The 14,789-nt window shown below is 71.1% G+C and carries 9 protein-coding genes; 4 read left to right on the forward strand and 5 right to left on the reverse strand.

Annotated elements, in window-relative coordinates; genetic code table 11:
• The first annotated feature begins 67 nt into the window (after positions 1 to 67).
• Both ACH4VO_RS13205 and ACH4VO_RS13210 read left to right on the forward strand, forming a co-directional pair.
• Positions 68 to 967: an LLM class flavin-dependent oxidoreductase gene (locus tag ACH4VO_RS13205; RefSeq protein WP_360994354.1), complete on the forward strand. Its 900-nt coding sequence runs from the start codon at positions 68 to 70 to the stop codon at positions 965 to 967.
• A gap of 384 nt (positions 968 to 1,351) precedes the next feature.
• A complete protein-coding gene (locus ACH4VO_RS13210; protein ID WP_360994356.1) occupies positions 1,352 to 2,197 on the forward strand; it encodes a Cof-type HAD-IIB family hydrolase in 846 nt (281 codons plus the stop codon).
• Between the two features lie 294 nt (positions 2,198 to 2,491).
• Here ACH4VO_RS13210 and ACH4VO_RS13215 read toward each other — a convergent pair whose 3' ends face one another.
• The 5 genes from ACH4VO_RS13215 to hisC form a co-directional block, all read right to left on the reverse strand.
• Entirely contained in the window at positions 2,492 to 4,189 is a 1,698-nt protein-coding gene (locus ACH4VO_RS13215; protein WP_360994359.1) for a GAF domain-containing protein, read from the reverse strand.
• A 51-nt stretch (positions 4,190 to 4,240) separates the two neighbouring features.
• The gene (gene cydD / locus ACH4VO_RS13220; protein ID WP_360994362.1) at positions 4,241 to 7,825 is read right to left on the reverse strand and encodes a thiol reductant ABC exporter subunit CydD; all 3,585 of its coding nucleotides are present in this window, start codon (positions 7,823 to 7,825) and stop codon (positions 4,241 to 4,243) included.
• Positions 7,826 to 7,873: 48 nt separating this feature from the next.
• Positions 7,874 to 8,884, reverse strand: a complete 1,011-nt coding sequence (gene cydB, locus ACH4VO_RS13225) for a cytochrome d ubiquinol oxidase subunit II (RefSeq protein WP_360994365.1) — start codon at positions 8,882 to 8,884, stop codon at positions 7,874 to 7,876.
• Between the two features lie 18 nt (positions 8,885 to 8,902).
• Positions 8,903 to 10,411, reverse strand: coding sequence for a cytochrome ubiquinol oxidase subunit I (locus ACH4VO_RS13230; RefSeq protein ID WP_360994367.1), 1,509 nt, complete (start codon positions 10,409 to 10,411; stop codon positions 8,903 to 8,905).
• 409 nt (positions 10,412 to 10,820) lie between these two features.
• Positions 10,821 to 11,900 carry a histidinol-phosphate transaminase gene (gene hisC / locus ACH4VO_RS13235; protein ID WP_360994369.1) on the reverse strand — a complete coding sequence of 360 codons (1,080 nt, stop codon included), beginning with the start codon at positions 11,898 to 11,900 and terminating at the stop codon, positions 10,821 to 10,823.
• A gap of 423 nt (positions 11,901 to 12,323) precedes the next feature.
• On the opposite strand from hisC, the gene ACH4VO_RS13240 reads away from it, so the two are divergent.
• Both ACH4VO_RS13240 and ACH4VO_RS13245 read left to right on the forward strand, forming a co-directional pair.
• Positions 12,324 to 13,436, forward strand: coding sequence for a LacI family DNA-binding transcriptional regulator (locus ACH4VO_RS13240; RefSeq protein WP_360994372.1), 1,113 nt, complete (start codon positions 12,324 to 12,326; stop codon positions 13,434 to 13,436).
• Positions 13,437 to 13,610: 174 nt separating this feature from the next.
• Positions 13,611 to 14,669, forward strand: a complete 1,059-nt coding sequence (locus ACH4VO_RS13245) for a metallophosphoesterase (RefSeq protein WP_360994374.1) — start codon at positions 13,611 to 13,613, stop codon at positions 14,667 to 14,669.
• Positions 14,670 to 14,789: the final 120 nt, after the last annotated feature.

The following is a 14,789-nucleotide window of genomic DNA, read 5'->3' on the forward strand; positions in this document are numbered from 1 at the left end:
CGTGGCTTCCCGAATCTGCGCCGCCGGCACATCCACGGCAGCGAGAAGCCCGCGTATCGTCGGGGGCATGCGTCTGAGCACCGTGATCCTGCCCGTTCACCGCTGGAAAGACGGCGGCCGAGACCGCTGGCTGCGCGCCGAGGAGTTGGGCTTCCACGCCGCGTACACCTACGACCACCTGTCCTGGCGGTCGTTCCGCGACGGACCGTGGTTCGGCGCGATCCCCACGCTCACGGCTGCGGCCGCGGTGACGCAGAGTCTCCGCCTGGGTACCCTCGTCACCTCTCCCAACTTCCGTCACCCGGTGACCCTCGCCAAGGACCTCATCACGCTGGACGACATGTCCGGCGGGCGGATCACGCTCGGCATCGGTGCCGGGGGGAACGGGTTCGACGCCACGACGCTCCGCAGGGCCGGTGAGGAACCGTGGACCCCCCGCGAACGCGCCGACCACTTCGAGGAGTTCGTGCCGTTGCTCGACCGGCTGCTCAGGGAGCCGACGGTCACCCACGAGGGGCGGCTCTACGCGGCGAACGAAGCCCGCAACATCCCCGGCTGTGTCCAGCGCCCGCGGCTGCCCTTCGCCGTTGCGGCGACCGGACCGCGCGGTCTGAAGCTCGCCGCACAGTACGGGCAGGCGTGGGTCACCACGGGCGATCCGAAGCTGTACGAAGCCGGGACCCCCGAGCAGTCCGTAGCAGCCATCCGCGGCCAGGTCTCCCGGCTCGGCGCGGCAGGCGAGGCGGTCGGCCGGGACGTGTCAGGGATGGACAAGATTCTGCTCACCGGCTTCACTCCCGACCGGCCGCTGCAGTCCTTCGACGCCTTCGTGGACTTCGCGGGAACGCACTACGAGCTCGGCTTCACCGAGATCGTCCTCCACTGGCCGGTACCGGACTCCGACTTCGCCGCGGACACGAAGGTGTTCGAGCGCATCGCCACCGAGGGCCTCGCCCAGCTCGGCTGACCGCCCTCGTGGCCTGACCGACCCTGCCGGCGCGGACGGCCGGGTTCGGTCACCAGCAGCCGTGCGCACGGCCCGGCGTCCAGACCCCGGGCAGCCGCTCAGGGCGGCGCGAGCCACCGAGGGCGCGGCGGGCCGGCGACAGGGCGGTCGGGGACGCGGTGCGCCCAGCCCGGCCCGCTCCGAGGCGATGCGCGCGGCCGAGCCCCGCCCGCTCTGCCGCGGGCGCACACCCGGGCCCTGCCCGCTCGGCCGCAGGCGCACAGCCGAGCCCCCGACGCAAAGCTTTTGGCATATGCCTATGGCATGTACGGAGTTCAGAGGCTCGCGCTCTCATATGTGCGCCCCCCTGCACTCCCGTGCGGCTTCGTACAGGAGAATGGCGAGGTGACCTCAGCGACCGACACGCCTCTGCCTGCCGTAACCCGGCTGATCGCCACCGATCTGGACGGCACCCTGCTGCGCGACGACAAGACCCTGTCGGACCGCACGATCGCCGCCCTCGCAGCGGCCGAAGAGGCGGGCATCGACGTCTTCTTCGTCACGGGCCGGCCGGCACGCTGGATGGACGTCGTCAGCACCCACGTCCACGGCCACGGCATGGCGATCTGCGCCAACGGCGCGGCCGTGGCCGATCTGCACGCGGACGGCCGACTGATCGAGGTCCGCCCCCTGGACCGTGCCGCAGCCCTCGAGGTGGTCGGCCTTCTGCGCGAGGTCGCTCCCGGCACGTCGTTCGCCGTCGAACTCACCACGGGTATCCACTACGAGCCGGCCTACCCGCCGTTCCACCTGGACCCGGGTGCCACCGTGGCAGTAGCGGAGAAGCTGCTCCACGAAGAGGCGCCCGGCATCGGCGCTCCGGTGCTCAAAGTCCTCGCCCACCACCCCGAACTGGCTCCGGACACCTTCCTCTCCGCTGCCCGCGAGGCCGCCGCGGAACTGGCCTCGTTCACCCGCTCCAGCCCCACTGCCCTGCTGGAGATCAGCGGGCACGGTGTTTCGAAGGCCGGCACGCTCGCCGCCTGCTGCGCGGAGCGCGGCATCACCCCGGCAGAGGTGGTGGCCTTCGGGGACATGCCCAACGACGTGGAGATGCTGAGCTGGGCCGGCGCCTCGTTCGCCATGGGCAACGCCCACCCGGCCGCCATCGCCGCCGCTTCGGGTGTCACGCTCACCAACAACGAGGACGGTGTGGCGGTCGTCATCGAACGCATACTCGCCACCGGCTGAACCACCGGCTGAACCACCGGCAGAAACCACCGGCTGAAGCACCAGCAGGTACCACCGGTAGAACCACCGGCCTGAACCACCGCCAGGCGCCCTCAGCCGAACGGCCCGCCGGGACGTCTGCAGGACAGCCTTCCGCGGGTGCCTACCGCCGGCGTCAGCCGGGGCGATAGGCCGGCCTGCCGGGCGCGGACCCACGCACCACTGCCGCACACCGGTACCGCCCACCGGTCCCACCCGCCCGGGGACCGCCCCCTGCGCCGCCCGCCCGGGGCGGTGCCCCAAGACCGCAGAGCCTCAGAGCGGGACCTGCCAGACCAGTGTCGTACCGCCGCCGTCGTCGCCCGCCCCGGGCCCGAACCAGCTGGATCCGCCCAGCGCCTCCGCACGGCGCGCCAGGTTACGCAGGCCGCTGCGCCTCCCGCTGTCCGGGATGCCCACTCCGTCGTCCACGACCGACAGCCGTACCGCCTCCCGGCCGTCCGGCAGGACGGCCGTCGCGTCCACGGTCACCTCGACCCGCGAGGCCGCGGCGTGCCGGAAGGTATTGGACAGTGCCTCGCGCAACGCCGCGATGAGGTTCTTGCCCGCGAGCTCCCCCACGAGCGATTCGACGGGACCGACGAACCGGTGCGCCGGCCGGAAGCCCAGAGGGACCGCGGCCAGGTTGATCTCCCGCAGCACCCGGGTCCGCAGCCCCGGCGGTGCCTCGGCCGGCTCCGGCTGCAGGGCGAAGACGGCCGTGCGGATCTCCTGGATGGTGACGTCGAGTTCGTCGACGGCCCTGCCGACGCCCGCCCGTACCTCGGGGGCCACCGCGCGGCGCTGGGCACGTTCCAGCATCATCCCCGTGGCGAAGAGCCGCTGGATGACGAGGTCGTGGAGGTCACGGGCGATCCGGTCCCGGTCCTCGAACACGGCGAGCCGCTCCCTGTCCCGCTGGGACTCGGCCATCTTGAGCGCCAGGGCGGCCTGCGCGGCGAACTGGGTGGCCAGGGTCCGCTCCGCCCCCGTGAACGGGCGGTCGCCCCGCGCGCGAGCCACGGCGAGGGCGCCGAGCACCCGGCCTCCGCTGCGCAGGGGCAGCAGCATGTGCGGGCCGAACCTGCCGGCCAGCCTGGTGATCACGCGGGTGTCGGTGGCCGCGCCGTCGACGAAGACCGCTTCGCCCGCGAGAAGCGCCGCCGCCGTGGGACTGCCCGGCGGAATGATCACCCCCAGGGAGGCGGACGGTGTCTCCCCGGCGACGGCGACGACCTCCAGACCACCGCTCTCGGCAGGCAGCAGCACGATCCCGGTGGCGGCCTCGGCCAGCCGGCGGGCCTGCTCGGCGACGACGGTGAGTGACTCGTCGGCGTCCCCGCCGGACAGGAGTGCCGTGGTGACGGCCACGGAGCCGTCGATCCACCGTTCGCGCTGCCGCGCGGCCTCGTACAGCCGTGCGTGACCGATGGCGATTCCGGCCTCCGTGGCGAGCACCCGCAGCACGTGCAGGTCGTCCTCGCCGAAGGCTTCTCCGCCGCGCTTCTCCGCCACCCGCAGCTGGCCGAAGACCTCCCGCTGGACCCGCATGGGGACCTCGAGGACCGTCCGCGTCTCCGGGTGGATGGGCGGGAGCCCCTCGCGGCGCGGCCCGGCTGGCGGGCCGGCCGGCTGGGCCCGGGCGGACTCGTGGGTCGCGCCCACGAGACCCGTGCCGCCGCCGGACAGGCCGGTCGCACGGACGTCATCCTCGGGGACTCCGTACGTCACGAGATCGGCCTGCCCCTCACCGGACGCGTCGTCGACGACGATGGCGGCACGGCGAGCCCCGGTGAGGTCGGCCGCCGTTTCGCAGATGCGGGCAAGCGTCGAGTGGAGAGCCCCCGGACCGGCGGACGTGGTAGCTTCCACCAGTCCCGGCACGCGCGCGGTCAGTCCCGCCGAGGGCCCCCGCAGGCCTCCCGGTGCCGCGTTCCGCGCTTCGGCCGAGTCCTTCGCGTCCTGCTCGGGCATACATCGAGCCTAGAGGCTGTCCCGCGGTTCCCGGTGGATCCGCGCACGGCGTCAGATGCGGGGGCGGCGCACGGCGGACGGGCTCAGCGCACCTGGCGCAGAAGGGGACTGTGCGGCGCTTCGGCCACCCACCAGGGACCCGGGTTCCCGTTCGCGGTCCAGCATGCGCCGCAGTGGCCCGTCCTGAGAGGCCAGCGCGGCGTACGTACCCCGCTGTGCCACGCCGCCCGCGTCCAGCACCAGGACCTCGTCCACGGCCTCCAGTCCGGCCAGCCGGTGCGTGATCAGTACGGTGGTCCGCCCCCTGGTGGCGTCCAGCAGGTCCGCGGTGAGGGCATCGGCCGTCGCCAGGTCGAGGTGTTCCGCGGGCTCGTCGAGGACGAGCACGGGGAAGTCGGCCAGGAGCGCGCGGGCCAGCGCGAGCCGCTGACGCTGCCCGCCGGAGAGCCGGGCGCCGTGTTCGCCCACCAGGGTGTCGAGCCCGTGCGGCAGGGACCTGACCCAGTCCTCCAGCCGGGCCCCTGCGAGGGCGGCCCACAGTTCCTCGTCCGTCGCCCCGGTGCGGGCCAGGCGAAGATTCTCGCGGACGGAACTGTCGAAGACATGGGCGTCCTGGGCGCACAGCCCCACGAAGCTCCGTACGGCGTCCCCGTCCAGTGCCGCCGCCTCGACGCCCCCGAGGCGGTAACTCCCCTCCCGGGCGTCCAGGAAGCGGAGCAGGACCTGGGCGAGCGTCGTCTTTCCCGAACCGGACGGCCCGACGACGGCAACCCGCCTTCCGGGGAGCAGCGTCAGGTCGACGGAGTGCAGGGCGTCGCGGTCCGCACCGTCGTACCGGGCCGACAGCCCTCGCACGACGAGCGGGAACGGTGACGCGGGCACGTCGGCCGGTGCCGCAGGTTCCCGCACGGGAACGGGAGCGTCCAGCACCTCGTGGACCCGTTCCGCGCTGCGCCTGACCCGTTGGCGGTACTGGACCGCAAGCGGCAGGCCTGTCACGGCCTCGAAGGCCGCGAGCGGGGTGAGGACCACGACGGCGAGTTCCACGCCCGCCAGCCGCCCGTCGTGCACCGCGGGCAGGGCAACGATCGCCGCGCCCACCACGGTGAGCCCGCAGATCAGGGCGGAGAGTCCGCCTCCGAGCGCGGTCGCCGTCGCGGCTCGCGAGGCGATCCGGGTCAGGAGCGCGTCGGCCGCGCGTACCCGTTCCTTCAGTGCGGGCAGCGCGCCCGCGACCGTCAGTTCGGCAGTCCCGCCGAGGAGGTCGGCGACCCGGACCGCCAGCGCGGCCCGGGCGGGGGACAGCCGGCGTTCCGCGTGCCGCGCGCAGGCCCCGCTCACCAGGGGCACGCAGACGCCTGCGAGAAGCAGCCCGGCGGCGAGGACGGCACCTGTTTGGGGAAGCAGCCAGCCGGTGAACCCGACGGCCCCCGCTCCGACCAGGACGGCGGTGCCCGCGGGCAGGAGCCAGCGCAGCCAGTAGTCCTGCAGCGCGTCCACGTCCGAGACGATCCGGGACAGCAGGTCGCCGCGTCGTGCCGTCCGCAGGCCGGCGGGCGCGATGCGCTCGAGCCCGCGGTACACGGCGACCCTGAGTTCGGCGAGCATCCTGAGCACCGCGTCATGGGACACCAGGCGCTCCGCGTAGCGGAAGACCGCCCGGCCCATGCCGAAGGCGCGGGTCGCCGTGACGGCCACCATCAGGTAGAGCACCGGCGGCTGCTCGGAGGCCCGGGAGATCAGCCATCCGGAGACGGCCATGAGGCCGACGGACGATCCCACGGCCAGGCTGCCCAGCAGCAGTGCCAGGCCCAGCTGCCCCTGCCGGCCACCGGCCGCCCGCCGCACCCGCGCGAACACCCGGCGCCCGGTTCCCGGAGGGGCGTCCACGAGCGCCCCGTACTCCCCCGTGCCGGCCGGGTCGTCCGGAGCCTGGGCCGGGGCGGGGCTCCGGCGCTCCGGCTCGGTCGCCGCGGGCGCGACGGTCACCGTGGGCGCCGGCTCCCGGGGCTCCAGCGCCACCACCCGGTCCGCGACCGCCAGCAGCGCCGGACGGTGTACGACCAGCAGGACGGTGCGTCCCGCCGCCAGCCGCCGTACCGCGTTGACGATGCCCGCCTCCGTCTCGCCGTCGAGGCCGGCCGTCGGCTCGTCGAGCAGCAGCAACGGCCGGTCGGCGAGGAAGGCCCTGGCCAGCGCCAGTCGTTGCCGCTGGCCGGCGGAGAGCCCGGCGCCGTCCTCGCCGAGCACCGTTCCCGTCCCGTCCGGAAGGGAGGCCACGAAGTCGTGGGCGCCCGCCTGCCGCAGTGCTGCCGTGACCGCGTCGTCGTCCGCCTCGGGGCGGGCCAGCCGTACGTTCTCGGCGATCGTTCCCGCGAAGAGGTGGGGGCGCTGCGGCACCCAGGCGATGTTCTCGCGCCAGCGCTCGGGGGAGAGGGCGGAGAGATCGGTCCCGCCGACACGTACGTGTCCCTCGTCCGGTACCGCGAACCCGAGGATCACATCGAGCAGCGTGGACTTGCCGATGCCGCTGGGGCCGACCAGTGCCACGGTCTCGCCCGGCTCCACCACCAGGGAGGCCGTGTCCAGCGACGGTGCGACACGGCCCGGACGCCTGACGGTCACGCCCTCCAGCTCGAGCCGCAGCGAGGACGGCACCTCCTCGGCGCCGGCCGCCCGGGGCTGCGTCTCCAGTACGGCGAAGATCTCCTCGGCCGCCGAGAGCCCCTCCGCCGCCGCGTGGTACTGCGCTCCGACCTGGCGGATCGGCAGGTACGCCTCGGGCGCCAGGATGAGGACGACGAGTCCCGTGTAGAGGTCGAGTTCGCCGTGGACGAGCCGCATGCCGATCGTCACGGCGACCAGCGCGACGGAGAGGGTGGCGAGCAGCTCCAGGGCGAAGGACGACAGGAACGCGATGCGGAGGGTCTTCAGTGTGGCCCTGCGGTACTGCGCCGTGATCGTGCGGATGGACTCGGCCTGCGCCTTGGCCCGGCCGAAGACCTTCAGGGTGGGGAGCCCGGCGACCACGTCGAGGAAGTGACCGGACAACCGCGACAGGAGCTGCCACTGGCGGTCCATCCGGGACTGGGTGGCCCAGCCGATCAGGATCATGAAGAGCGGGATCAGCGGCAGCGTCACCACGATGATCGCTGCCGAGACCCAGTCCTCGGTGACGATCCTGGCCAGGACCGCCACGGGCACCACGACGGCGAGCCCGAGCTGGGGGAGGTAGCGGGAGAAGTAGTCGTCGAGGGCGTCGACACCCCGGGTGGCCAGCGCCACCAAGGACCCGGTGCGCTGCCCGCTCAGCCAGTCGGGCCCGAGCTCTGCGGCCCGCTCGATGAGCCGGCCGCGCAGCTCGGACTTGACCGCGGCACTCGCCCGGTGAGCGGCGAGTTCGGTCAGCCAGGCCACGAGGGCCCGCCCCAGTGCCACCGCGGCGAGCAGCACCAAGGGCGTACGGAGCCCGACAGCGGTCAGCCCCTCCTCGAATCCGCCGACCACCACTTCGGCCACGAGCATGGCCTGAGCGATCACCAGCGCCGCTCCGGCCATCCCGAGGGCCACCACGGCCGCCAGGAAGAAGCGGGTGGTGCGCGCGTACCGGAGCAGGCGCGGGTCGATCGGTTTCACGTGAAACAGCTCCCCAGGGTGCTCATGGCGTTCGTCCGCCCGATGGGTTCAGTGGGTGGGGTGAGCATCGGCTAGGTGCTGGGTACCGATGCGCTTGCGGAACACCCAGTAGGTCCACCCCTGGTAGAGCAGCACCACCGGGGTGGCGACACCCGCACACCAGGTCATGATCTTGAGGGTGTAGGGGCTGGACGAGGCGTTGGTGACCGTGAGGTTCCAGGCGTCGTTCAGCGAGGACGGCATGACGTTCGGGAAGAGCGTGAGGAAGAGCATCGCGACCGCCGCCGCGATGGTCAGGCCGGACAGTGCGAACGACCACCCCTCGCGGCCGCGTGCGATGGCACCGATCGCCGCCACCAGCGACACAGCGGCGATGACCAGGGCCAGCAGGCTCCACCGGTTGCCGTTTCCGGCCTGGGTCAGGATCAGGAAGGCCAGCGCGAGCACGGCCGTCACCGGCCCGGTCCTCAGGGCCAGCCTGCGCGCCCGCTGCCGGATGTCCCCGACGGTCTTGAGCGCGGCGAAGACCGTGCCGTGGAAGGTGAACAGGAACAGCGTGACCAGCCCGCCCAGGAGGGCATACGGGTTGAGCAGGTCCGTCAGGCTGCCGACGTACTCCATGTCGGCGTCGATCTTCACGCCGCGGACGATGTTGCCGAAGGCCACCCCCCAGAGCACGGCCGGAATCAGCGAGGTCCAGAAGATCGCGTGCTCCCAGTTGGTCTGCCAGCGCTCCTCGGGTCGCTTGGCGCGGTACTCGAAGGCCACTCCGCGCACGATCAGACAGATCAGGATGACCAGCAGCGGCAGGTAGAAACCGGAGAAGAGCGTGGCGTACCACTCCGGGAAGGCGGCGAAGGTCGCACCGCCGGCGCTGAGCAGCCACACCTCGTTCCCGTCCCAGACCGGACCGATCGTGTTGATCAGGACCCGTCGCTCCTTGCGGTCACGGGCGAGCAGTTTGGTGAGGACACCGATTCCGAAGTCGAATCCCTCCAGGAAGAAGTAGCCGGTCCACAGGACGGCGATGAGCACGAACCAGACGTCGTGGAGTTCCATCTCTCAGCTCCGCTGCTCTCAGTAGGAGAAGGCCATCGGCCGGTCGGCGTCCTGGTCGTGACCGCCGATCCTGGTGGGCGGATTCAGGTCGGCCTCGGTGAGCTCCGGCGGTCCGGCCTTGACGTACTTCAGGAGCAGCCTCACCTCGATCACGGCGAGCACCGCGTACAGGGCGGTGAAGACGATCAACGACGTGATGACCTCGCCCTGCGATACGCCGGGGGACACCGCGTCCCGGGTCTGGAACACGCCGTAGACCACCCAGGGCTGACGGCCCATCTCCGTGAAGATCCAGCCCCACGAGTTGGCGATCAGCGGGAAGAGCATGGTCCAGAGGGCAGTGATCCAGTAGAGCTTGGTGAGCTTCGGGCTCAGTACCTTGTTCCCGAAGAGCACCAGGTGCGGCACTTCGTCCTCACCGGTGCGCAACGCCTGCGGCAGCATGAACCTCTTGCGCGTCAACCACAGGCCCAGCAGGCCGAGCGTGAGGGAAGCCATCCCGAAGCCGATCATCCAGCGGAAGCTCCAGAAGGCCACCGGGATGTTAGGCCGGTAGTCCCCCGGGCCGTACTTCTCCTGCTCCGCCTTGTTGATGTCGTTGATGCCGGGCACGTAGGAGGTGAAGCTGTCGTCCGCGAGGAAGGACAGGACTCCCGGGACCGAGATCTCGACGGTGTTGTGTCCCTCGGCCACGTCACCGACCGCGAAGAGCGAGAAGGGTGCTCCGTGCTCGCCCTCCCACAGGGCTTCGGCCGCCGCCATCTTCATGGGCTGCTGCTTGAACATCACCTTGCCGAGCACGTCACCGCTGACGGCGGTGAGCAGGCCGGCGACCACCACGGTGACCAGTCCGAGCCGGAGAGAGGTCCGCATCACCCGGATGTGCTTCTTGCGCGCCAGGTGGAAGGCGGCGATACCCACCATGAAGGCGCCACCGACGAGGAAGGCGGCCGTGATCGTGTGGAAGAACTGGGCGAGCGCGGTGTTCTGCGTGAGCACGTGCCAGAAGTCCGTGAGTTCCGCACGGCCGCGTTCCTTGTTGATGCGGTAGCCGACCGGGTGCTGCATCCAGGAGTTGGCCGCCAGGATGAAGAAGGTCGAGAGGATGGTGCCGATGGAGACCATCCATATACAGGCCAGATGGATCTTCTTCGGCAGCTTGTCCCAGCCGAAGATCCACAGCCCGATGAAAGTGGACTCGAAGAAGAAGGCGATCAGCGCCTCGAAGGCGAGCGGGGCGCCGAAGACGTCACCGACGAACCGTGAGTAGTCGGACCAGTTCATGCCGAACTGGAACTCCTGCACGATGCCCGTGACCACGCCCATGGCGATGTTGATCAGGAACAGCTTGCCCCAGAACTTCGTGGCCCTGAGGTACTTCTCGTTGTCCGTGCGCACCCAGGCGGTCTGCAGGCCGGCAGTGAGCGCGGCGAGGGAAATCGTCAGAGGGACGAACAGGAAGTGGTAGACGGTGGTGATGCCGAACTGCCATCGCGCCAGAGTCTCTGGTGCCAGAGCTAGGTTCACGCCCTTTTCTCCTTGCGTCGCCGCGATCACAGCCGCAGCCCGCCTGCCCAGACCCATCGATCATGGGAGAAACGGGACGCGCTTGTGAACGCGTTCACATTCACAAGCAATTATGGCGCACGTACTTTCGATCTCATCGGCGGGGGGTGGTTTTCGGCCGACCGACCGCGGAACCAGGTCGTCGGCGGGCGGGGCTCCCCCGGCTCCGCCGACGGGAGGGGCGAGGGGACGGGCACCCGTACCGAGAGCGGTAAGCACGGCACCGGCCCGCACCGCCCCGGCACCGGGGCACGGGAACGCCGATGGCCCCCGGCCCTCATCTCCGAGGTCCGGGGGCCACCGGTGGACGTGCGGGCAGAAGCCGTACGCATCCTGCCCGTGGCGCGATCGCGCCGTGGCGAGATCGCGGCTACATGTCCTGCCGGTACGCCTCCGCCACCTTGAGGAACACGTCGTTCGCCTCCGACTCCCCGACGGTGACCCGCACGCCCTCTCCGGCGAACGGCCGGATCACCACACCCGCCCGCTCGCACACCGCGGCGAAATCGGACGTCCGGTCCCCGAGCCGCAGCCAGACGAAGTTGGCCTGGGACTCGGGAACGGTCCAGCCCTGCCGTACCAGCCCCTCGTGGACCCGGACGCGCTCGCAGACCAGCGAGCCGACCCGGCCCAGCAGCTCGTCCTCGGACCGGAGCGAGGCGACCGCGGCGTCCTGGGCGACCTGGCTGACACCGAAGGGCACCGCCGTCTTGCGCAGCGCCGCCGCGACCGGTTCGTGCGCCACCGCGAAGCCGACCCGCAGACCCGCCAGCCCGTACGCCTTGGAGAAGGTCCGGAGCACCGCCACGTTGGGCCGGTCCCGGTAGATCTCGATGCCGTCCGGCACCTCGGGGTCCCGGACGAACTCCTTGTACGCCTCGTCGAGCACCACCAGCACGTCCGCCGGCACCCGGTCGAGGAACCGCTCCAGCTCCGCCCTGCGCACCACCGTGCCGGTCGGGTTGTTCGGGTTGCAGACGAAGATCAGCCGCGTACGGTCGGTGATCGCGTCGGCCATCGCGTCGAGGTCGTGCACATCTCCGCCGGTCAGGGGCACCTTGACCGACGTGGCACCGCTGACCTGGGTGATGATCGGGTACGCCTCGAAGGAGCGCCAGGCGTAGATGACCTCGTCACCGGGGCCCGAGGTGGCCTGGAGCAGCTGCTGTGCGACCCCGACCGAGCCGGTGCCGGTGGCCAGATGGGAGAGCGGCACGCCGAAGCGGTCGGCCAGCTCGTTCATCAGGCCGGTGCAGGCCATGTCGGGGTACCTGTTGAAGTGGGCGGCGGCGGCGAGCGCCGACTCCATCACCCCCGGCAGCGGCGGATACGGGTTCTCGTTGGAGGACAGCTTGAAGGCAACCGGTCCGTCGGCGGCCGCCGGCTTCCCCGGTACGTACGCAGGGACGCCGTCCAGCTCGGCACGCAGCTTGGGGCTCGTCTCGCTCACCGCAGGTCCTCCTCGACCATCTGTTCACATCAATACTGCTCACCTTATGAGGATTGACCGCCCCTGCGAATGGCCCGGCCCGAATCGTCACGGAGCCGCGCCCCGGACCGGCAGCCGGCGGGAGGATCCACCTCCCCTGGCGGGCTCAGCCCGGGCGGGGAGGGGGAGCGCCGGGCTTTTCGACGTGCGCCGGTGGCTCACGCCCTGGCGCGCATCCCTCGAAGAGGTGAGTTGAGACCTCTTCGAGACATGGGCCATACGACAGGTATGCACACACCGACACCTGCCTTATCGATGCCAGATCTCGTAAGTGCCTTTCTTCACAAGGCACTTACCCCCTCGCAACCTTGCAAAAACGTGCCTGCTGACGCATGCCTATGCGTCCGGCCCGACCCACCGTCTGAGCCCTACTATCGGCTCGCCATGACAGCAGCAGGAAAGCACCAGGTGAGCCGGACAGAAACGCCCCGGCGCAGCGGTCGGCCGGGACGGGCGGGCATCCGGGACGTAGCCGCGGCGGCCGGGGTCTCCATCACGACCGTGTCCGACGCGCTCAACGGCAAGGGCAGGCTCCCGGACGCCACCCGCCGCCATGTCCGCGAGGTCGCCGAACGACTGGGCTACCGCCCTTCGGCCGCGGCCAGAACCCTCCGTACCGGGAAGTCGGGGCTCATCGGCCTGACTGTGACCACGTACGGGGATGAACCTTTCACCTTCACCGAGTTCGCTTACTTCGCGGAGATGGCGAGAGCCGCCACCTCGGCGGCGCTCGCCCGGGGATACGCCCTCGTCATCCTGCCCGCCACCTCACGGCACGACGTCTGGTCCAACGTGGCCCTCGACGGCACCGTGGTCATCGACCCCTCGGACCAGGACCCCGTGGTCACCGAGCTCGTGCGCCAGGGCCTGCCCGTCGTCTCGGACGGCCGGCCGGCCGGGACCCTTCCGGTGACGGCCTGGGTGGACAACGACCACCGGGCTGCCGTGCTCGACCTCCTCGACCATCTGGCGGCCGCCGGCGCCCGCCGCATCGGCCTGCTCACGGGCACCACCACCGACACGTACACCCGTCTCTCCACCACCGCCTACCTCCACTGGTGCGAGCGGGTCGGCCAGGACCCGGTGTACGAGTCCTACCCGGCCCACGACCCCTGCGCGGGCGCCGTGGCCGCCGACCGTCTCCTCGCCCGGCCCGACCGCCCCGACGCGGTGTACGGCCTCTTCGACCCCAACGGGACCGATCTGCTCGCCGCAGCCCGCCGCTACGGCTTACGGGTCCCCGAGGACCTGCTGCTGGTCTGCTGCAGCGAGTCCACCGTCTACGCGGCGACGGAACCACCCATCACGACGCTCTCGCTCAAGCCCCGCAGGATCGGCACGGCGGTCGTCCAGCTCCTCATCGACGCCATCGAGGGAGTCGAACACGACGGCACCGTCGAGCAGGTGATACCGACGGAACTCATCGTCCGGACGTCCTCGCAGCGGCGTCCGCCCCGCACCACGGTCAGCGCTCCCCGCTCACCGGCCGGGGACTGATCGCCGTAATCCGGACCAAACGGCCGGTGAACCACGTGTGCGCCCGGATTCACCACCCCTGGTGCGTCACACAGCACGATCCGCATTCCTATGATGGGCGCACGACACCGCGGACCACCTCTACCAGGCACGGCCCGTCAGGTGTACGGCGGCGCGACGGTGGTGGAGGGGTCGATGACTCAGGGGGCCGGTCAGGAACCCGTAGTGCGGACTGCGACGTTGCGTGACTTCCGCGTACCGCCGTATGCGCAGGCACCGATGCCCCCGCCCCTGCCGCATCCAGGGAACGTCATGGCGGGCGACGAGCCGCCGCAGGGGTACACCCCCACCGAGCGCGACCTTCCCGTCATCAACCGCGGCGACACCGTCCAGGTGCGGGCCGCGGGCGAGCCGGGACCGGTGGCCGACGCGGGCCGCGGACCCCTGTACGTGGTCGGAGACGTCCACGGATACCTCGACGAACTGCTCGCCGCCCTCGGCGAGCAGGGACTCGTCGACGCCGACGGCCACTGGGCCGCGGGCAACGCACGTCTGTGGTTCCTCGGGGACTTCACGGACCGTGGACCTGACGGCATCGGCGTCATCGACCTCGTGATGCGGCTCTCCGCCGAGGCGGCGGCGGCGGGCGGGTACTGCAAGGCGCTCATGGGCAACCACGAGCTCCTGCTCATCGGCGCCAAGAGATTCGGTGACACCCCGGTCAACTCCGGGGCCGGCACCGCCACCTTCCAGGCCGCCTGGCTGCTCAACGGCGGGCAGAAGACCGACATGGAGCGCCTCCAGGACGTCCACCTGCAGTGGATGGCCCGTCTCGACGCGGTCGTGGAGGAGGACGGGCACCTGCTCATGCACTCCGACACCACGGCCTACCTCGATTACGGATCCACCATCGAGGACGTCAACGACACGGTGCACGCCATCCTGACGCGGCATGACGCCGACGAGTGCTGGGACCTCTTCCGCAAGCTCACCAAGAGGTTCGCCTTCCGGGACGAGGGCGGGGCGCAGGCCGTACGGGAACTGATGTCGACGTACGGCGGCCGACGGATCGTCCACGGTCACAGCCCCATCCCGTACCTGCTCGGCGAGGTCGGGTCGGAAGACGGCGAGGACAGCGAGCGCACCGTTGTCGACGGCCCGCACGTCTACGCGGACGGGCTGGCCATCGCCATGGACGGTGGGGTGACCATGGCCGGAAAGCTCCTGGTCGTCCAACTCCCCCTACGCGACTGACCGGTCGCCGGGGCGGACGCATCACGGCCTGACTCCGCAGCCGGCTGGGCCTATTTCCGGAAACCCCCTGTCACCTCGTGCCGTAGTCGCTCTACCATTCGGCGTATCCGTAGCAGGCTC

Source organism: Streptomyces sp. NPDC020780, assembly GCF_044334475.1.
Lineage (GTDB): Bacteria > Actinomycetota > Actinomycetes > Streptomycetales > Streptomycetaceae > Streptomyces.